Raw genomic sequence first — 18,956 nt, forward strand, 5'->3', positions numbered from 1 at the left:
AGTTTTCACAAGCGAAAGACAGATCCAGATGTACGGCTTCGAATTCCAGAACGTCTCCAAGCGCTACGGCACGGCCTCCGACGCGCCGCTGGTGGTGAAGAACATCAGCTTCGGCGTGCCGAAGGGCACGTTGACCACCATCCTCGGCCCCTCGGGCTGCGGCAAGACGACCACGTTGCGCATGCTCGCGGGGCTGGAGAGCCCGAGCGCCGGGCGCATCCTGATCGACGGCAAGGACGTGACCGCGCTGGGCGCCGCGCAGCGCAACGTGAGCCTGGTGTTCCAGAGCTACGCGCTGTTCCCGCACATGAACGTGATCGAGAACGTCTCGTACGGGCTGCGCATGTCGGGCCTGCCGGTGCCGCAGGCGCGTGAGAAGGCCGCGCTGATGCTCGAGACGGTCGGCCTGCGCGGCATGAACGAGCGCACGCCCAGCGAGCTGTCGGGTGGCCAGCAGCAGCGCGTGGCGCTCGCACGCGCGCTGGCGCTGGAACCCGCGGTTCTGCTGTTCGACGAGCCGCTGTCGAACCTCGACGCCCGCCTGCGCCGCTCGATGCGCGAGGAGATCCGCGCGCTGCAGCAGCGCCTGGCGCTGACCGTGGCCTACGTCACGCACGACCAGAACGAGGCGCTGGCCGTCAGCGACCACATCATCGTGATGGACCAGGGCGTGATCGCGCAGCAGGGCACGCCGCACGAGTTGTACGAGGCGCCGAACTCCGAGTTCGTCGCCGGCTTCATGGGCGAGGCGATGCTGTTCGACGGCGAGTGCAGTGAAGACGGGCGCGTGTCGCTCGGCGCGCTGACCGTGGTGGCTGCACCGGGCGTGCGCCCCGGTCCGGTGAAGCTCGCGGTGCGGCCCGAGGCCTGGGTGATCGGGCCCGTTGCCAGCACCGGCCTGGCGGCGCGCGTGCTCAAGCAGACCTATGTGGGCAGCCTCGTGGAATACACCTTCCGCAGCCCGCTGGGCGACATCTTCGTGGTGTCGCCCGAGGTGCGCCAGCCGCTGAGCCAGGGCGCGCCGGTGAGTCTGTACCTGGCGGACCACGGCGTGTCCATCGTTGCCGCGCAATGAACACGTGCCACCTACCCGGCGATGCCGTTGCGGGCCGACAGCGGCTGCAGCGCGTCGAGCGCGGCGAGCTTGCGGTAGTCGCCGGGCAGCACGGCGTAGGTGGTCATGAAGGTCTTGTGCAGATGGCTCTGGTCGGTGAAGCCCGCCGCATGCGCCGCGTAGGTGACGTGTGCGCCGCCGGCGATGAGGTCGCGCGCGTACTCGATGCGATGGCCCACCAGCATCTCGTGCGGCGTGAAGCCCCATGCGGCCCGGAAGCGCCGCTGCAGATGCACCGGATGCCAGCCGACCTCGTCGGCGAGGCTGTCGAGCGTCATGCGCTGGTGAAAGCCCGACGCGATCAGGGCATAGAGCCGGTTCAGGCGTTCGTCGCCGCTGTCGGGCAGCGGTGGCGCGTCGTCGGGCCCGTGCGCGTGCACGGGTGGCGGCTCGGCGGGAATCCATTGCGCCAGGCGCCGGCGCAGCAGCGTGCGCGCCGCAACGACGTCGTCGGCGTTGCCGTTGCGCGTGGGCGCGAAGAGCAGGCGATGGCATTCGAGGAATTCGAGCGCCGCGGCGGCATCGAGGAACACCGAGATGCCCGCGTCGTCCTGCACGCGCGCACGCGGCAGGGCGTCGTCCACGGGGCTGATGCAGCGCGCCACGGCGAAGCTGCAATAGAGCGCGTCTTCGTGCCACGGTGTCGTGCGCGCCTGCACCGAATGCCAGACATGCGGCGCGATGCGCAGCAGCGTGCCGGGTGGCACGACGGTCACGCGGGTGCCGCTGCGCACATGCAGCTCGGTGTCGGCCACCGCGAGCGTGAAGCCGACGTGCCGGTGCGGCCGCACCTCGCGATGGCGGAAGCGGTTGGCGGTGAATTGAAGGCCTGCGAGATCGGCGTCTCGCCAGTAGCGGGAGGCAACGGGTTCCATCGGGAGACGGGGGTTTGCGAACGTCGGGCAATTGCTGCGTGCGGTGCGCAGCATGCCAGCGAGGTCTGCATCTGTGAAGCCTCGATCGCACAGGAATCGACCGGTGCCGCGCGCGCTTCAGGCGAAGGTATTCAGTTGGAAGCGCGGGCTGTAGGACATTGCCGCGCACCGCCTGCGCGGCATGCTGCGCGCCCGTCGGTTGCTAAGAATTTACAAGGCGGTGTCTCCGCCCTTTTGGTAGTTTGGCTCCCAGTCCGCCCCACTGAACACTGTCTGGTGCCGGCGGCACATCCATCAGGCCTCCCATGATTCTGTCTACCTTGTTCTATCGTGCTCCGTTGGCGTCGCTGTCACACGCGCCGCAGCAACAACCGCAGGATGTCGATCCCGCGTCGCTGTCCGATGCCGAGCTGCAGCAGTGCACCCAGCCGATCCCGCAGTTCTATGGCGAGGAGCAGCTGTTCCTGCCGCAGACCGTGCAGCGCCCGGCCGGCAGCGTGCCCAGCATCGTCGGCGACCTGCTGGACGCGCCCGACATCGAGTCCCGTGCGGCGCTGGTGCGCGGCATGCTGCACACGCTCGACTTCGACTGGCTGGGCTATGGCGCGGTGGCGTACATGCGGGGACGCTGGTGGCCCCTGAGTTTTTTCACGGCGTATGCGAACCCCGAGTGGACCCAACGCTACTTCGCGCACAGCTACTGCGGCGGCGACCTGCGCCAGCAGGGCGTGCCTGCGTCGAGCGTGCCGCTGGTGTGGGACGTGACGCAGCTCGAAGCCCTGGCGGCGCAGGAGCCCGACGACCCGGGCGGGCAGCGCCAGCGCTTTCTCGATGACCTGGAGGCCAGCGACATCCGCAGCGGGCTGATGTTTCGCCTGGCCTCGCCCACGCACGTGAACCAGCACACCGTGATCAGCCTGCTGTCGCGCCGGCCCGGGCGAGACTGGATCACCGACAGCGTGATCGGGCAGGGGCTGGTCCTGGGCCTGAGCGTGCACGAGTACGTGACACGCCACACGCGCATCGTCGGCGCGCCGGGCACGGGGCGCATCGAGATCTCGGCGACGCAACAGGACATCCTGCAGCACCTGCTGCAGGGGCGCAGCGACAAGGAAATCGCCAACCGGCTGGACCTGTCGTCCCACACGGTCGACTACCACATGCGCCAGCTGCGGCGCCGCTTCGCCGCGCGCAACCGCGTGCAGCTGGTGAACGCGGTGCAGCAGAGCGACAGCGATTTCGGCGTGCTGAGCGAAATCTGAAAGCGGCGAAGAGAAGGGGCCTTCGAGGCCCCCGTGCGGGTGTCAGGCCGGGGCGTGCCAGTCCTGCGCGCTGGCCTGCGGCGCGAGGTCGGCGAGGCCGGTGGGGCCCGTGGCGTCCTCGTGGCACGGCTGGACCTCCATCGGATCGCACGGGCTGCTGATCTGGCGCCCGTCGAACTTGACGCGGATGTGCGAGTTGCTCGCCCCGGCGACGGTGCCGAGGCGGCCACCGCAGATGACGCGGGTTCCTCTTTCGAAGCTCACGCCGTAGCGTTCGCGGATGTCCCTGAGGCTCATGTCGTTCCCTTTGTTCCCTGTGCTGACAGTGAACGAATCGTCTCTTGCGCCCGGGTGGAACCGCGTAGGCCGCATTCCGTTACACCGTGTAGGAAAAAAGAGGGGTTGACGGCAGGCAAACACCTTGGGGCCCCTTGGGGCTGTTAGCAGGCCGGAAATGACAAAGCCCTCACGAGGAGGGCTTTGTTCGGAAGTTGGTCGTGAACTCTTACGCGGTCCACGCTACGGCAAAGATTCGTTTGCGGAAGTCATTGTTGTTTTTCTCGTCGCTATGACTTCGACGCGCTGGTATGAGATTCAGCTTGCCTGGCCAGGCAAATGCCCGATCGTTTCGGGCAACCGCCGATTATATACCAAAATAAATCAGTCCCTCAAAATCTTCATGCAGGCGCGCAGCATGCAGGCAAAAAAACAGCCCGCACGAGGGCGGGCTGGAAGGGTGACTTGCTGGAGGAGGGAGGATCAGAGGTGCAAGCCACCGGGAGAAACCTCACTGTGCCCAGCGAATCTGTACGCAACCTGACCTCGCGAAAAGAGGTCCTTTCGGTCTTCAGTCTTCGTCTTCCCATTTGCCGATCACGGTGCCCAGCACGGTGAAGGGCACACGCACGGCTTCGTGCGCGGGGTTCAGCGGCAGCAGCCAGCGGCGGCCCGCGTCGGCCTTGTAGACCTTGAAGGTGACTTCGCCGCTCGTGTCGTCGTCGAGCTTGGCGATCACGCGCTCGCCGTCGTCGGGCGTGGTGTGCTGCGGGTCGACAAAAACGATCGATCCGGCCGGGTAGCTCTTCAGGTGCCCGTGCGGCGAGGTCATGCTGTCGCCGCGCACGCGCAGCGCGTAGGTGCCGGCGCTGTGGTGCGCGATGCAGGGAATCCAGCGTTCGGCCAGCGTCGGCCGGGGCGGCGATTCGGCGCCGCGCCATTCGCCCGCGTGCTCCCACGTGATCAGCGGCACGGTGCCGGGCGTCTGCGGCGCAAAGCCCGGGCCGGCGGGCGGGATGCGGGTGACGCGGTAGGGGCCGGGCGGTTCGTGCGCGTTGTCGCGTGCCAGACGGATCTGCACCTCGTCCCACGGGGCGGGACCGTCGCCGGTGTCGAGCCAGTTGGGATCGGCGCGGTAGGCGCGCGCCAGGGCGAGCACGCTCATCGACCGGCTGGTGTCGCCACGCTCGATCTTCGAGATGCTCGACTGCTTGACACCCGAAGCGGCCTCGGCCTGCTTCTGCGTCATCTTGGCGAATTTGCGTGCGGCCAGGGCACGAGAAGCAATAGTCTCCATGGGGTGGAGATTCAAGCGCAGATGAATATTCGTATTGGACTCTAAAATAGGAAAAAAAGGGAGGATCGATATGAAGCCACGCGAATTGGTGCAAGCGCTGCGGGCGCTCGGGTTGACGCAAAAGCAGATCCAGGAACGCACGGGCATTCCGCAGCCCACGGTCAGCAAGATCGGACTGGGGCGGGTGAGCGACGTGATGTCGCGCCACTATGTCGCGCTGCTGGCCGCCTACGAGCAGCGCATGAAGGAAGAGGCGCTGCGGCCGGCCGCGCACTACGGGCCGCCGCCAGCCGGCGACTGAGCCGGAAGTGGCCGGATCAGGCCGGCTTGAGCCGTTCGGCGGGCTCGGGCGGCGTCAGGGCCAGCGTGGTGCTCACGCGCACGCAGTCCTTGATGTGCTGTTCGCCCAGCGCGCGCAGCGCGGCATAGCCGAGCGCGGCCGACACGACCTGCCCGGCGATGGGCACGTACTTGGTGGCCTGCTTGGCGGTGAGGCGGATGCCGGCGTGCCGGGCCAGCTTCATGAGCAGCTCGCGCGTGACGAGGCGGCCCACGAGCAGGGCGCCGAGCGTGGTGGCGGCCTTCTGGATGCGCTCACGCTGGTGCGGCGCGAGCTTTTCGACCTGGGTGACCGAGAGGCCGAACTCGGAACTGATCTGCGGCACGAGGCGCGACAGCAGCGCCGCGTCGGCCATCCAGTCGACGCCGGGCAGCGGAATGGCGCTGGCGGCGGCGGCCATGAGGGCCTTGCGGCCGATCAGGCGTCGGCTGCGGTGGATGGCCGCGATGAGTTTTTCATCGCCCCGGGCGAGTTCGATCGAAGAAGGCATGCAGCGTGGCTCCTTGGCGGGTTCCCTGAGCGTGCCATGCTACCCGGCCCGTGCCGGCCGGCGGTTTGCCAGCCGTGCGCGGGCAGGGGGCTTAGGCCGCCAGCGCTTCGAGCTGGTCGGACAGCGCCAGCCAGCGCTCTTCGAGTTGCGCGATCTCGTCGTTGAGCGCCTTCAGCCGCTTGCCGGCGTCGGCGATCTCGGCGGGCGGCAGCGGTTCGGCCAGTCGGGCTTCGAGCGTGCTGCGCTCGGTGCTGGCCGCCGCCATGCGCTCGTCGATCTTGGCGATTTCCTTCTTCAGCGGCTTGGCCTGTTCGCTGCGCTGCTGGCGCTCCTGGGCGTCCTGCTTGCGCTGCTCGGGGGTGTTGCTGCTGCTCTTGGCCGGTACCGCGGCGGCTGCTGCGGCAGCGGCGGCCGCAGCCACGGCGTCCGCTTCGCGCACGGCCACCTTGGCCTCTTCGCGCAGGCGCTTGGACTCGTCGAGCAGGTAGCGCTGGTAGTCGTCCAGGTCGCCGTCGAAGTCGGCAACGACGCCGCGGCCCACGAGCCAGAACTCGTCGCACACCGAACGCAGCAGCGCACGGTCGTGGCTCACCAGCATCAGCGTGCCTTCGAACTCGTTGAGCGCCACGGCCAGGGCTTCGCGGGTGGCGAGGTCCAGGTGGTTGGTGGGCTCGTCCAGCAGCAGCAGGTTGGGGCGTTGCCAGACCATCATCGCGAGCACGAGGCGGGCCTTTTCGCCGCCGCTCATGGTGCCCACGGGCTGCTTGACCATGTCGCCGCTGAAGTTGAAGCTGCCCAGGTAGCCGCGCAGGGCCTGCTCGCCGGTGGCTTCCTTGGCATTGCTGCCGAGTTCGCGCGCCATGCGCACCATGTGCTCCAGCGGGTTGTCCTGCGGGCGCAGCACGTCGAGTTCCTGCTGCGCGAAGTAGCCGATGTTCAGGCCCTTGCCTTCGGTGACCTGGCCGGCCAGCGCGCCCATTTCGCGCGCGATGGTCTTCACCAGCGTCGACTTGCCCTGGCCGTTGGCGCCCAGGATGCCGATGCGCTGGCCCGCCAGCACCGAGCGGCTCACGCCGCGCAGGATGGTCTTGGGCGCTTCGCCTTCGATCTCGTAGCCGAAGCTCGCGTTGTCGATCGAGAGCATCGGGTTCGGGATGTTGCCCGGCTCCTTGAACTCGAAGGTGAAGTCGGCTTCGGCCAGCAGCGGCGCCACGCGCTCCATGCGCTCCAGCGCCTTGACGCGGCTTTGCGCCTGCTTGGCCTTGCTGGCCTTGGCCTTGAAGCGGTCGATGAACTTCTGCAGGTGGGCGATCTTGTCCTGCTGCTTGCTGAAGGCCACCTGCTGCTGCTCCATCTGCAGCGCGCGCATGTCCTCGAACTTGCTGTAGTTGCCGCCGTAGCGCGTGAGCTGCGCGTTGGCGATGTGCAGGGTGACGTCGGTCACGGCGTCGAGAAACTCGCGGTCGTGGCTGATGACGATCATGGTGCCGGCGTACTTCTGCAGCCAGGCTTCGAGCCAGACGAGCGCGTCCAAGTCCAGGTGGTTGGTCGGTTCGTCGAGCAGCAGCAGGTCGCTCGGGCACATCAGCGCGCGGGCCAGCTGCAGGCGCATGCGCCAGCCGCCCGAGAAGCTGTTGACGGGCTCGTCGAGCTCGTGCGACTTGAAGCCCAGGCCCAGCACCAGCGCCTGCGCGCGCGGCACGGCGTCGTGCTCGCCGGCATCGGCCAGGTCGGTGTAGGCGTGGGCCAGCTCCATGCCGATGTCGGCGTCGTCGGGGTTCTCGGCGTAGGCGGCCTCGATGGCGGCCAGCGTGGCGCGCAGCTCGGTCAGGCGGGTGTCGCCGCCGACCACGAAGTCGGTGGCCGACTCCTCGGTCTCGGGCATGTCCTGCGCCACCTGGGCCATGCGCCACTGCTTGGGAATGTAGAAATCGCCGCCGTCTTCGTGCAGCGTGCCGTTGAACAGCGCGAACAGCGACGACTTGCCGGCGCCGTTGCGTCCCACCAGGCCGACCTTTTCGCCGGGGTTGAGATTGACGGTGGCGCCGTCGAGCAGTTTCTTGGCGCTGCGGCGAAGAATGACGTTTTTGAGAGTAATCATGAAATAGGAACCGTAGGGGGGATTATCCCGTCCGACCTTCAGCGAGCCGGCGCGAAGGGGCAAAGGCGGACATCACCCGATGAAAGGGGGGCAGCCACGAGGCTGCATGCAAGGCGAAGAAGGGGGCTTGGGCGGGGCGCCGCTAACGCGCGCCGGCGCCGGCCAGCAGTGCCGTCCGGGTGACCAGCAGCACCTGGTCTTCGCCGGCCGAGGTTTCGAGCCAGACCACCTCGAGCTGCGGAAACGCGGCCTCGAAGTAGTCGCGCTCGTTGCCGATTTCGAGCACCAGCACGGCCTGCTCGCTCATGCGGGCGGGCGCGTCGGTGAACAGCTGGCGCACGAAATCCATGCCGTCGGTGCCGCCGGCCAGCGCCAGTTCGGGCTCGGCGCGGTATTCGGCGGGCAGCGCAGCCATGCTGGCGCTGTTCACGTAGGGCGGGTTGCACAGCACGAGGTCGTACGTACCGGGCACGTTCTTCAGGCCGTCCGATTCGATCAAGGTGACGCGGGCGTCGAGCGCGTGGCGCGTGACGTTGATGGCGGCCACTTCGAGCGCCTCGACCGACAGGTCGGCGGCATCGACCGTCACGTCCGGGTAGGTCAGGGCCGCAATGACGGCCAGGCTGCCGTTGCCGGTGCACAGGTCGAGCACGCGCTGCGTGTGTTCGCCCAGCCAGTAGTCGATGCTGCCGTCGGCGATGAGTTCGGCAATGAAGCTGCGCGGCACGATGGCGCGCTCGTCCACGTAGAAGGGCACGCCCTGCAGCCACGCTTCTTTGGTGAGGTAGGCGGCGGGTTTGCGCGTGGCGATGCGCTCTTCGATGAGGGCAGCCACCTTGGCGGCGTCGGCCGGCGACACGGGGGTGTCGGCCACGGCGTCGATGTCGTCCAGCGGCTGCTTCAGGCGCCACAGCACGAGCCAGGCGGCTTCGTCGAAGGCGTTGGCGGTGCCGTGGCCGAAGGCCACGCCGGCGTCGGTCAGGCGCTGGGCACCGGCTTCGATCAGTTCGATGACGGTGCTCATCGGGCGCCCTGGGCGAGCGCCGCGTCGAGCCCGCGCAGCGTGCGCAGGTAGATGTTCTTCAGCGTCTCGATCTCGGCCACCTCGATGTGCTCGTCGATCTTGTGGATGCTGGCGTTCACCGGGCCGCACTCGACCACCTGCTTGCAGATCTTGGCGATGAAGCGCGCGTCGCTGGTGCCGCCGCTGGTCGACAGCTCGGTGTCCAGGCCGGTTTCTTCGCGGATCGCCGCCTGCACGGCCGTGACGAGTTCGCCGGGCGTGGTCAGGAAGGGCAGGCCGCCGACGGTCCAGGTCAGGGTGCAGTCGACGCCGTGCGCGTCGAGCACAGCCCGCACGCGCTGCTGCAGCGATTCGGGCGTCGACTCGGTCGAGAAGCGGAAATTGAAGTCGATCACCGCGCTGCCCGGAATCACGTTGCTCGCGCCGGTGCCTGCGTGGAAATTGCTGATCTGCCAGCTGGTGGGCTGGAAGTAGGGGTTGCTTTGCGCGTCCCAGCCACCGGCGGCGTTGATCGCCACCAGTTCGGCCAGCGCGGGCGCCACCGCGTGCACCGGGTTCTTCGCCAGGTGCGGGTAGGCGATGTGGCCCTGCACGCCGTTCACCGTGAGCTTGCCGCTCATGGTGCCGCGGCGGCCGTTCTTGATCATGTCGCCGCAGCGCGCGACTGAGGTGGGCTCGCCGACGATGCAGTAGTCGATGGTTTCACCGCGTGCGGCCAGCGCGTTGCAGACGATCACGGTGCCGTCGACGCCCGGGCCTTCCTCGTCGCTGGTCAGCAGCAGGGCCAGCGTGAGCGCCGGGTCGGGCTCGCCCTGCAAAAACTCTTCAATGGAGGTCACGAAGGCCGCGACCGAGGTCTTCATGTCGCAGGCGCCGCGGCCGTAGAGCTTGCCGTCGCGGTGCGTGGGCGTGAACGGGTGGCTGCTCCACTGGTCGAGCGGGCCGGTGGGCACCACGTCGGTATGGCCGGCGAAGACCAGCGTCTTTGTGGCCTTGCCGTTCGTGGGGCGGCGCACGGCCCAGAGGTTGGTGACCCGGAAATCGGCCGGGCCGCTCTCGATGGTTTCCAGCGTGAAGCCCAGCGCGGCGAGGCGTTCGCCCAGGATCTGTTGGCAACCCGCGTCGTCGGGGGTGACGGAAGGGCGCGAGATCAGTTGTTCGGCGAGCTGGAGCGTACGGGACATGGCAGAGTGAGCAGTTGGGCGGGTCCCTTTCCAGCAAACACCGCGGAACCGGCTTTGCCGGGCCGCTGGTGTTGCCCCCGGAAGGGGGTTGGCGTAGCGACACGAAGTGCGCGCAGCCTGGGGGAGAGTCAAAATTTCACGTCTAGCGTGATGTCGGTGAAGGTGGGTTCGTCGAGCTGGTCGGTCAGGTCGCGATCCTCGGCCTGCTTCTTGGGCGCGTCGCGGTTCTGCAGGCGCCACATCAGGTTGGTGGGCGAGTCGGCGTTGGCCAGGCCTTCTTCGCGGGTCACGCGTTCCTCGGTGATGAGGCGGGCGATGTCTTCCTCGAAGGTCTGCGAGCCTTCGGCCATCGACTGCTCCATGGCCTCCTTGACGCCGGAGAAGTCGCCCTTTTCGATCAGGTCGGCCACCAGCGCGGTGTTCAGCATCACTTCGAGCGCGGGCACACGCCCGCCGGCCGGCGTGCGCAGCAGGCGCTGCGACACCACGGCGCGCAGCGCCGAGCCCAGGTCGCCCAGCAGGGTGGGGCGCACCTCGACCGGGAAGAAGCTCAGGATGCGGTTCAGCGCGCGGTAGCTGTTGTTGGCGTGCAGCGTGGCCACGCACAGGTGGCCCGACTGCGCATAGGCAATGGCGGCCGTCATGGTGTCGCGGTCGCGGATTTCGCCGATCTGGATCACGTCGGGCGCCTGGCGCAGCGCGTTCTTCAGGGCCACCTGCAGCGAGGTGGTGTCGCTGCCCACATCGCGCTGGTTCACCAGCGATTTCTTGTTGGTGTAGGTGAACTCGATCGGCTCCTCGACCGTGAGGATGTGGCCGCTGGCGTGCTCGTTGCGGTAGTCGAGCATCGAGGCCAGCGTGGTGGTCTTGCCCGCGCCGGTGGCGCCCACCATCAGGATCAGCCCGCGCTTTTCCATGATGAGCGACTTCAGGATGTCGGGCAGGTTCAGGTCGTCGAAGCTGGGGATGACCGAGGCGATGTGCCGCACCACCACGGCGTAGCTGCCGCGCTGGCGCATGGCGCTGATGCGGTAGTTGCCGGCACCTTCGAGGGCGACGGCCATGTTGAGTTCGCCCGTGTTTTCCAGTTCCTGGATGCGGGCTTCGGGCACCACTTCCGACAGCAGCGCCAGCGGCGCGGTCGGCGGCAGCACCTGCGCATTGATCGGCAGGCAGTTGCCGTTGATGCGGATCATCACCGGGGAGTGGGCCGAGAGGTAGATGTCGGAGGCCTTGCGCTCGGCCATCAAACGAAGAATCCGTTCCATCATGTTCATCGGTCTCTCTCCTCGGTGCTGTTTTTTTCTCAGGGGAAGAAGCGGACCGGCCGCGAGCGGTGAAACCAGCGGCCGGTGGTTGGGTGCGTCAGTCGCGCAGCAGGTCGTTCAGGCTGGTCTTGGAGCGCGTTTGTGCGTCGACCGTCTTCACGATGACTGCAGCGTAGGTGCTGTAGTCCTGGCCCGACTTGGTCTTCTTGGGCAGGCTGCCGCTGATGACCACGCTGCCGGCGGGCACGCGGCCGTACGAGATTTCGCCGGTGTCGCGGTTGAAGATCGGGGTGCTCTGGCCCAGGTACACGCCCATGCCCAGCACCGAGTTCTCTTCGACGATCACGCCTTCGACGACTTCGGAGCGCGCGCCGATGAAGCAGTTGTCTTCGATGATGGTCGGGTTGGCTTGCAGCGGCTCGAGCACGCCGCCCAGGCCCACGCCGCCCGACAGGTGCACGTTGGCACCGACCTGCGCGCACGAACCGACGGTGGCCCAGGTGTCGACCATGGAGCCTTCGCCCACGTAGGCGCCGATGTTCACGTACGAAGGCATCAGGATCGCGCCCTTGGCGATGAAGCTGCCGCGGCGGGCCACGGCCGGCGGCACGATGCGCACGCCCGATTCCTTCAGCTCGGCGGCCGACAGGTGCGAGAACTTGGTCGGCACCTTGTCGTAGAAGCCCAGCGAGCCGGCCTGGATCTGCTCGTTGTCCTTCAGGCGGAACGACAGCAGCACGGCCTTCTTGATCCACTGGTGCACGGTCCACTGGCCCACGCCCTGGCGGGTGGCGACGCGCAGCTTGCCGTTGTTCAGCTCGGTGATCACGTGCTCGACGGCGTCACGCACTTCGGCGGGGGCGGCGGTGATCGAGATGTTGGCGCGGTCTTCCCACGCGGCGTCGATGATTTGTTGCAGTTGCTGTGTCATGGAGAGAGTCTCGGGTGAAAAAGGGGGCAGGGAGCGGGGCGGAGCGCGGTCAGCGGCGACCGCCCTGGACGAAACGGACGATGCGCTGGGCGGCCTCGACGCACTCGGCGGTTTCGGCCACCAGCGCCATGCGGATGCGACCGCGGCCCGGATTGGCGCTGTGGTCGGTGTCGCGCGCCAGATAGCTCCCCGGCAGAACCGTGACATTGTATTGAGCGTAGAGCGCGCGGGCGAAGGCTTCGTCGTCGCCAGCCCACACTTCGGGCACGCCGGCCCAGAGGTAGAAGCTGGCGTCGGGCAGGCGCACGTCGAGCACGGGTTCGAGCAGCGGCGTGACGGCGGCGAACTTGGCGCGATACTGGGCGCGGTTGTCGACCACGTGCGACTCGTCGCCCCAGGCCGCGATGCTGGCGGCGGCCACGGCGCCGCTCATGGCGCTGCCGTGGTAGGTGCGGTACAGCAAAAAGCCCTTGATGAGGGCCGCGTCGCCGGCCACGAAGCCGCTGCGCAGGCCGGGCACGTTGCTGCGCTTGGACAGCGAGGTGAGCGCGATCAGGTTCTTGAAGTCGGGGCGGCCGAGCTTCATCGAGGCTTCGAGGCCGCTCAGCGGGGGCTCGTCGCGGAAGTAGATCTCGCTGTAGCACTCGTCGGCGGCAATCACGAAGCCGTGGCGGTCGGACAGCGCGAAGAGCTTCTTCCACTCGTCCAGAGACATCACGGCGCCCGTGGGATTGCCCGGCGAGCAGACGAACACGAGCTGGGTGCGGGCCCAGACGGCCTCGGGCACGCTGTCCCAGTCGACCGCGAAGTTGCGCGCGGGCACGCTGGGCACGTAGTACGGCTCGGCGCCCGAGAGCAGGGCCGCGCCCTCGTAGATTTGATAGAACGGGTTGGGCGACATCACCACCGGCTTGGTGCTGCCGCTGGCGTCGACCACGGTCTGGGCGAGCGAGAACAGCGCCTCGCGCGAGCCGTTGACCGGCAGCACCTGGGTGGCCGGGTCGAGCGACAGGCTGTAGCGGCGATGCAGCCAGTCGGTGAAGGCGGTGCGCAGTTTCAGCTCGCCGGCGGTGGCCGGGTAGGCGGCAAGGGCGCCGAGGCCGGCGCTCAGGGCGTCCTTGATGAAGGCCGGCGTGGCGTGCTTGGGCTCGCCGATGCCCAGGCTGATGGGGGCGAATTCGGGGGCGGGCGTGACGCCCGCGAACAGTTGCTTCAGCCGCTCGAACGGGTACGGCTGCAATTTGGCAAGCAAGGGATTCATGCCCCGGATTATCGGCGACGGGCCGGGCGGCCCGCACGCCCCGCGCCCCTTGGCCCGCTCAGCAAAGCGGGTGGTTGAACTGGCCGATCATGTTGGCGAAGTTCTGGTTGTAGCGGTGGGCCGCGTCGACGATGGCCGAGCGGCCCATGCGGGCCATCGCACCGGTTTCCTTGCGCTTGAACACGCCGTCCCTGGCGTCCTTGATCACCGAGCGCGACTGGCCGATGAACTCGTTGATCTGCAGCATGCCGCCGCTGCAGCTCTTGCCGCTCTGGGCCGACTGCTCGGCGGTCTTCTTGCTCCAGCCCGCGGCCGAGTCGGCCACCAGCGCCAGCGAGGCCTCGAAGGCGGCCAGCGCCTGCGGGTCGTTGGGCGCGGCGAACAGCGCCATGGCGTCGGCGTGGTTGAGCTTGCCGTGGTAGATCAGGCCGGCGCGGTAGTAGGCGGCGGTGTCCTTGGGCGCCTTCTCGAAGGCTTCCCTGGTGAGCGCCCGGTCGCGGGCACTCAGGCCCTTGTCGAAGGCCGCTTCGGCCTGCGCGACGGTGGTGAGCGCGGCCAGGTAGTCGGCGCTCATCTGGCGTGCCTTGTCGCCGTTGTCGGCGAGGTAGCCCTTGGAATTGGCGTAGTCGTTCAGCTCGCGGCTCAGCGGTGACAGCACCTTGAGGGCGGCCGAGAAGGCCTTGGCCGATTCGTCGATCTCGGGCAGCGGCGCGGCGATGGCGGCGGCGGCATCGAGCTTCCTGGCCGAGCGGTCGACCAGGATGTCGTTCTGGATGCGCAGGCTGGTGAGCGGCGCCTTGGCCTGCAGCAGCGGCACCTGGGCGGTCATGTAGCTCTCGCGGGCTTCCTGGAACGAGGTGCGCAGGTTGTTCGACACGTCGACGTAGAGGTTGTACTTCTCGACGAGCTGCTGCTGGTCGTTGCCGGCCTGAGCGGCGGGCTTGGCTTCGGCGGAAGCGGGCGGGGCGGTCTTGTCCGCCTTGTCGCCGCAGCCCGCGACGAGCGCCGAGACGGCGACGAGGGTGGCACCCAGCAGGGTTTGGTACTTCTTCATTCTTTCGTTTCCTCCGTTGAAAAAACAGCACGGGCAGGCCGCGGGATGGCACGGCTTGCCGGAAAAACATCGTGGGGAGGAGCGCGGCTGCCTGAGGACAGCGGTCGGGGGGACGCGAGGTCGATCAGACGGCGGTGGCCGCGCTGCGCCGATAGAAGGCGAGCGAGCCCGCCAGCGCCAGCAGCATGCCGCCGCAGGCGCGGTCGATCCAGCGGGTGGCCGACACCGTGAGCAGCCGGATCGCGCGGGCGCCGACGAAGGCATAGCCCAGCATCACCAGCATGTCGAGGCCCGCGAAGATCAGCGCAATGATCAGGTACTGCGGCGCCTGCGCGGCGGCCGGGTCGATGAACTGCGGCAGCAGTGCCGAGCAGAAGATGTAGCCCTTGGGGTTGGTCACTGCCACCAGGAAGGACTTGAAGAAGATGCGCCGGCTTTCGCCCGCCGTGACGGTGGCCGCGGCGTCCGCGTTCGGCAGCTGGAAGCCGCCCTTAGAGCGCAGCATGCGCAGCCCGAGCCAGGCCAGGTAGACCGCGCCGACCCACTTCAGCATCGAGAACCAGAACTCCGAAGCCGCGAGCAGCGCGCCCAGGCCCAGCGCCACGGCGCCGACCAGCACGAAGTCGGACAGTACCGCGCCGAGCATGCCCGGCAGCGCCCGGCGCACGCCGTGGCGCGAGCCGTTGCTCAGGGCCAGCAGCACCGTGGGGCCGGGCGTGGCGATGGCCGCGAAGGCCACGATGGCGAACAGCAGGGCGGTGGCGAGCGTCATCGGGGCGTCTTTCTTTGTTCGGATGGACTCAGATCTTCTTGACCAGCACCTGGCTCTTGCGGTCCCAGTTGTACTTGCGCTTGCGCGCCTCGGGCAGCCAGTCGGGGTTGACCTGCTGGAAGCCGCGCTTGAGGAACCAGTGCATCGTGACCGTGGTGAGCACGAAGATGCTTTCCAGGCCCATGGCCTTGGCGCGGTGCTCGATGCGCTTGAGGATGCGTTCGCCGTCGCCCTGCGACTGCGACTGCGGCGACACCGTGAGCGCGGCCATCTCGGCGGTCTTCGCCTCGGGGTACGGGTACAGCGCCGCGCAGCCGAAGATCACGCCGTCGTGCTCGATGACCGTGTAGTGGCCCACGTCGCGCTCGATCTCGGTGCGGTCGCGCTTGACCAGCGTGCCGTCGCGCTCGAAGGGCTCGATGAGCTGCAGGATGCCGCCGATGTCGTCCACCGTGGCTTCGCGCAGGCTCTCGAGCTTCTCGTCGATCACCATGGTGCCGACGCCGTCGTGCACGTAGATCTCGAGCAGCAGCGAACCGTCGAGCGCAAACGGCAGGATGTGGTTGCGTTCCACGCCGCCCTTGCAGGCCTTCACGCAGTGCTGCAGGTAGAAGGCGGTGTCGGTCGGCTTCTGCGCGGGCGGCAGAGAGGCCAGCAGCTTCTCGGCGGCGGCCAGCGGCAGCTCGGTGTCGATCGGGTTGTCTTCGCTCTCGGGCAGTTCGCTGTCCACGCGGATGCCCGGCACTTCGGTCAGGAAGATCAGCTTGTCGGCCTGGATCGAGATGGCCACGCTGGTCGCCACTTCTTCCATCGTCAGGTTGAACGCCTCGCCGGTCGGCGAGAAGCCGAAGGGCGACATGAGCACCATCGCGCCGAAATCGAGCGTGCGGCGGATGCCGGCCGCGTCCACCTTGCGCACCAGGCCCGAATGCTTGAAGTCCACCCCGTCGACCACGCCCACGGGGCGCGCGGTGATGAAGTTGCCCGAGATCACGCGCACCGTCGAGCCGGCCATGGGTGTGTTGGGCAGGCCCTGGCTGAAGGCGGCCTCGATCTCGTAGCGCAGCTGGCCCGCGGCCTCTTGCGCCGAGTCGAGCGCCACGGCGTCGGTGATGCGGATGCCGTGCGAGTACTTCGCCTCGTGGCCCTTGGCCGCCAGCTGCTCGTTGACCTGCGGGCGGAAGCCGTGCACCAGCACGATCTTGACGCCCATGCTCTGGATCAGGGCCAGGTCTTGCGCGATGTTCTGCAGCTTGCCCGCCGCGATGGCCTCGCCCGCGAGCGCGACCACGAAGGTCTTGCCGCGGTGCGTGTGGATGTAGGGCGCGACCGAGCGGAACCAGGGCACGAAGGTGAAATTGAAGACGGTGGACATGGGGCGTGATTGTGCATTCTTGGCAAGGTTTTGGTGCAGCGCGTCATGCCAGGGCGCGCAGCAGCCGGCCGGCCCCGGCCGCGGCGGGCGTGCCGCGGGCCTTGAAGGCCTCGAGCTGGTCGGCGTAGGCGTCCAGCGGCTCGACCGCCGCCTCGGCCGCACCCGCCGGGGCGGCTGGTGCCAGCGGCAGGCCGAGCAGTCCGGCGAGCTCGTCCGGTGCGATCGAACCGTGCGCCATCAGCGCATCGACCACCGCCATGAAGGCGGTGGCGTGCGCTTCGAGCAGGCCCAGCGCGCGGGTGTGTTCGCGCGCCAGGATGGCCTCGATCTCGCGGTTGGTGGCGGCCACGTCGGTGTTGAGGTTGTCGTTCGAATCGGTCGTCACGTCGGTGCGGCTCCAGCGCGTGCCGAAGCCCAGGTGGCGCACATGGCGCGCCGCCGTCGCGGTCGCCTGCATCAGGTCGCGCTCGGCGCCGGTGGTGCAGCTCGATTCGCCGAACACCAGCCGCTCGGCCGCGCGGCCCGCCAGGCTCACGCACACGCTGTCCAGCAGGTTGCGCTTGGACCAGGCCTTGCGCTTCACGTAGCTGTTGTAGCCGCCCTCGAACGAGGCCACGTTGATGCGGATTTCTTGTGGCGCGCGGCCGAAGAGCAGGGCGTACACCAGGCCATGGCCGGCCTCGTGCACCGCGAGCAGCGCACGGAAGTCGGCGTTGGCGCGCTGCTTGAGCCGGTTCAGCTCCAGCGCCACCGGGAACTCGCGCCGCGCCAGCCGGAAGCGCGCAACCAGGCGCGGGCCGCCGGGCGTGACCTCGCCGGGGTCGAGCATCAGCCACACGGGCTCGCTGCCGTGCGCGCCCTGTTCGAGCGCCCACAGCGCGGCGTTGACCAGCGTCGCGCTCAGGATCGCGTGGATCGACGAGAACAGCGGGCGCGTGCCCTGCGCCGGGAACACGGCGTTGGCGTAGATCTGCTCGTACACGCTCGCGTCGAGCACGAAGCGCACGCCCGAGCTTTCCTGGATCTCGCTCACGTAGCGGTCGCAGATCGACAGGATCAGGCGCACGTAGGTGGCGCGGCTGAACGACGGGTAGATCACGTGGTTGTTGCCCAGCCGCGCGACCTGCTCGGGCTTGAAGCGTTCGGCCAGCGCCTTCTTCACGTCGATGAGCGAGAGCTTCTTGGTCAGCGCGTGGAAGATGTCGGCGTCGGTGTCGCAGTCTTCCACCCGCTTGGCGGTCTCGGCGTACATCTCGTCGAGGTTGCCCGAGACGAAGACCAGCAGCTTGGAGTAGTCGGTTTCCCAGTGGTCCTGCGAGGCGCGGAAGGCGCGCAGCCGCGCCTGGATCTCGTCGGGCTTCCAGGTCATGATTTCGAGCAGCGACTCGCGCAGCTTCAGGCAGCGCTTGAACTCCTGGGCTTCCCAGGGCGAGAGCTGCAGGCGGCGCTTGCGCTTGGTCTTGCCGGCCTTGGCAACGTCTTCCTCTTCGTCTTCTTCGTCGTCATCGGTGCGGCGGTCCTGGTCGTACTCGGCCCAGGCCAGCGACGACTCGATCTCGCTGAGCACCGACAGCGACGGCGGCAGGCGGCCGTCCGAGAGCAGCGCCCACACGTCCTGGTAGCGCTCCACGCGCGCTTCCTTGCCGCTGGCGTCCACGGTGCGAAAGCGCTGGAACTCGTCGAGCACGAGGATGCCGGGCGCGCCCTCGGCGATGCCCGACTCGGCCAGCATGGCCGAGATGGAGCCGGCAGTGCGGTGGCCCGAGCCGTGGCTGAAGCCGTCCATCTGCACTTCGATGAAGCGGTCGTAAAAGCCCAGGTGCTGCGCCAGGCGCCGCACGAGTTGCGTCTTGCCGGTGCCGGTCAGGCCCCACAGGCAGATGACGACCGGGCGGCTGATGAGCTGCGGCAGCACGTACCAGGCGCGCAGCGAATCGATCACGCGATCGATGATCTCGTCGATGCCGAACAGCTCGGCCTTCAGCGAATGGGCAATGGCCTGCAGGTGGCGCGTGCGCTCGGCCAGCGTGGTGTGCAGGTCGCGGGAAATGTCTTGTTGCGACATGAGGTTCTTTTTTCTTCGAATGATTCGGGACACGGAAACAGGAATGCAGCCGCTGCTCCACGCGAGATGCGGGGAGGGCGGTGGTGCAGGCGCTGTGCGGGTCAGGCTGGCGCGCTTCGACCGAAGTGAAGCGCGAGCGGTGGGCGTTCAGTTCCGCGAAGGAAGCTGAAGCCGGTGCGCGGGCTTCGTCAGGCCGGGCGGGTCGCCTTGACCCCGCCGCGTGCAAGGACGCGGCTTGCGCAGCGGATGCGCATCGAAAGGGGGGCA

The 18,956-nt window shown here is 68.0% G+C and carries 17 protein-coding genes; 3 read left to right on the forward strand and 14 right to left on the reverse strand.

Annotated features, from left to right (window positions below; genetic code table 11):
* Positions 1 to 28 precede the first annotated feature (28 nt).
* On the forward strand, positions 29 to 1,075 hold the full coding sequence (locus AC07Q9_RS08295; RefSeq protein ID WP_495308684.1) for an ABC transporter ATP-binding protein: 1,047 nt from the start codon (positions 29 to 31) through the stop codon (positions 1,073 to 1,075).
* Positions 1,076 to 1,086: 11 nt separating this feature from the next.
* On the opposite strand, the gene AC07Q9_RS08300 is transcribed toward AC07Q9_RS08295, so the two are convergent.
* Positions 1,087 to 1,989 carry a helix-turn-helix domain-containing protein gene (locus AC07Q9_RS08300; RefSeq protein WP_489056640.1) on the reverse strand — a complete coding sequence of 301 codons (903 nt, stop codon included), beginning with the start codon at positions 1,987 to 1,989 and terminating at the stop codon, positions 1,087 to 1,089.
* 338 nt (positions 1,990 to 2,327) lie between these two features.
* Here AC07Q9_RS08300 and AC07Q9_RS08305 point away from each other — a divergent pair, with 338 nt between their 5' ends.
* Positions 2,328 to 3,251, forward strand: coding sequence for a helix-turn-helix transcriptional regulator (locus tag AC07Q9_RS08305; protein WP_495308686.1), 924 nt, complete (start codon positions 2,328 to 2,330; stop codon positions 3,249 to 3,251).
* Positions 3,252 to 3,293: 42 nt separating this feature from the next.
* On the opposite strand, the gene AC07Q9_RS08310 is transcribed toward AC07Q9_RS08305, so the two are convergent.
* Positions 3,294 to 3,548 carry a hypothetical protein gene (locus tag AC07Q9_RS08310; RefSeq protein ID WP_495308688.1) on the reverse strand — a complete coding sequence of 85 codons (255 nt, stop codon included), beginning with the start codon at positions 3,546 to 3,548 and terminating at the stop codon, positions 3,294 to 3,296.
* A 550-nt stretch (positions 3,549 to 4,098) separates the two neighbouring features.
* A complete protein-coding gene (locus AC07Q9_RS08315) occupies positions 4,099 to 4,824 on the reverse strand; it encodes a helix-turn-helix domain-containing protein (RefSeq protein ID WP_489056643.1) in 726 nt (241 codons plus the stop codon).
* A 70-nt stretch (positions 4,825 to 4,894) separates the two neighbouring features.
* Here AC07Q9_RS08315 and AC07Q9_RS08320 point away from each other — a divergent pair, with 70 nt between their 5' ends.
* Positions 4,895 to 5,125 (forward strand): helix-turn-helix domain-containing protein, encoded by a 231-nt coding sequence (locus AC07Q9_RS08320; RefSeq protein ID WP_495308690.1) that lies wholly within the window; start codon positions 4,895 to 4,897, stop codon positions 5,123 to 5,125.
* A 16-nt stretch (positions 5,126 to 5,141) separates the two neighbouring features.
* Here AC07Q9_RS08320 and AC07Q9_RS08325 read toward each other — a convergent pair whose 3' ends face one another.
* From AC07Q9_RS08325 to AC07Q9_RS08375, 11 genes are all read right to left on the reverse strand, one after another.
* A complete protein-coding gene (locus AC07Q9_RS08325; protein WP_062470172.1) occupies positions 5,142 to 5,654 on the reverse strand; it encodes a hypothetical protein in 513 nt (170 codons plus the stop codon).
* Between the two features lie 91 nt (positions 5,655 to 5,745).
* A complete protein-coding gene (locus AC07Q9_RS08330) occupies positions 5,746 to 7,755 on the reverse strand; it encodes an ABC-F family ATP-binding cassette domain-containing protein (protein ID WP_495308692.1) in 2,010 nt (669 codons plus the stop codon).
* A gap of 142 nt (positions 7,756 to 7,897) precedes the next feature.
* Positions 7,898 to 8,779: a 50S ribosomal protein L3 N(5)-glutamine methyltransferase gene (gene prmB / locus AC07Q9_RS08335; protein ID WP_495308694.1), complete on the reverse strand. Its 882-nt coding sequence runs from the start codon at positions 8,777 to 8,779 to the stop codon at positions 7,898 to 7,900.
* On the reverse strand, positions 8,776 to 9,963 hold the full coding sequence (dapE, locus tag AC07Q9_RS08340) for a succinyl-diaminopimelate desuccinylase (RefSeq protein WP_495308696.1): 1,188 nt from the start codon (positions 9,961 to 9,963) through the stop codon (positions 8,776 to 8,778). Before dapE ends, prmB begins: the two co-directional genes overlap by 4 nt.
* Before the next feature lie 128 nt (positions 9,964 to 10,091).
* Entirely contained in the window at positions 10,092 to 11,240 is a 1,149-nt protein-coding gene (locus AC07Q9_RS08345; RefSeq protein WP_062470184.1) for a PilT/PilU family type 4a pilus ATPase, read from the reverse strand.
* Positions 11,241 to 11,328: 88 nt separating this feature from the next.
* Entirely contained in the window at positions 11,329 to 12,162 is an 834-nt protein-coding gene (gene dapD, locus AC07Q9_RS08350; protein WP_095745420.1) for a 2,3,4,5-tetrahydropyridine-2,6-dicarboxylate N-succinyltransferase, read from the reverse strand.
* A gap of 49 nt (positions 12,163 to 12,211) precedes the next feature.
* Positions 12,212 to 13,423: a succinyldiaminopimelate transaminase gene (gene dapC, locus AC07Q9_RS08355; protein WP_495308698.1), complete on the reverse strand. Its 1,212-nt coding sequence runs from the start codon at positions 13,421 to 13,423 to the stop codon at positions 12,212 to 12,214.
* Positions 13,424 to 13,481: 58 nt separating this feature from the next.
* Positions 13,482 to 14,477 (reverse strand): DUF3829 domain-containing protein, encoded by a 996-nt coding sequence (locus tag AC07Q9_RS08360; protein WP_495308700.1) that lies wholly within the window; start codon positions 14,475 to 14,477, stop codon positions 13,482 to 13,484.
* Between the two features lie 124 nt (positions 14,478 to 14,601).
* Entirely contained in the window at positions 14,602 to 15,249 is a 648-nt protein-coding gene (locus tag AC07Q9_RS08365) for a LysE family translocator (RefSeq protein WP_495308701.1), read from the reverse strand.
* Between the two features lie 28 nt (positions 15,250 to 15,277).
* Positions 15,278 to 16,624 carry an amino-acid N-acetyltransferase gene (gene argA / locus AC07Q9_RS08370; protein WP_062470199.1) on the reverse strand — a complete coding sequence of 449 codons (1,347 nt, stop codon included), beginning with the start codon at positions 16,622 to 16,624 and terminating at the stop codon, positions 15,278 to 15,280.
* Positions 16,625 to 16,667: 43 nt separating this feature from the next.
* Positions 16,668 to 18,689: an AAA family ATPase gene (locus AC07Q9_RS08375; protein ID WP_495308703.1), complete on the reverse strand. Its 2,022-nt coding sequence runs from the start codon at positions 18,687 to 18,689 to the stop codon at positions 16,668 to 16,670.
* Between the last annotated feature and the right edge of the window lie 267 nt (positions 18,690 to 18,956).

The organism is Variovorax sp. GW821-FHT09A10 (assembly GCF_059418385.1).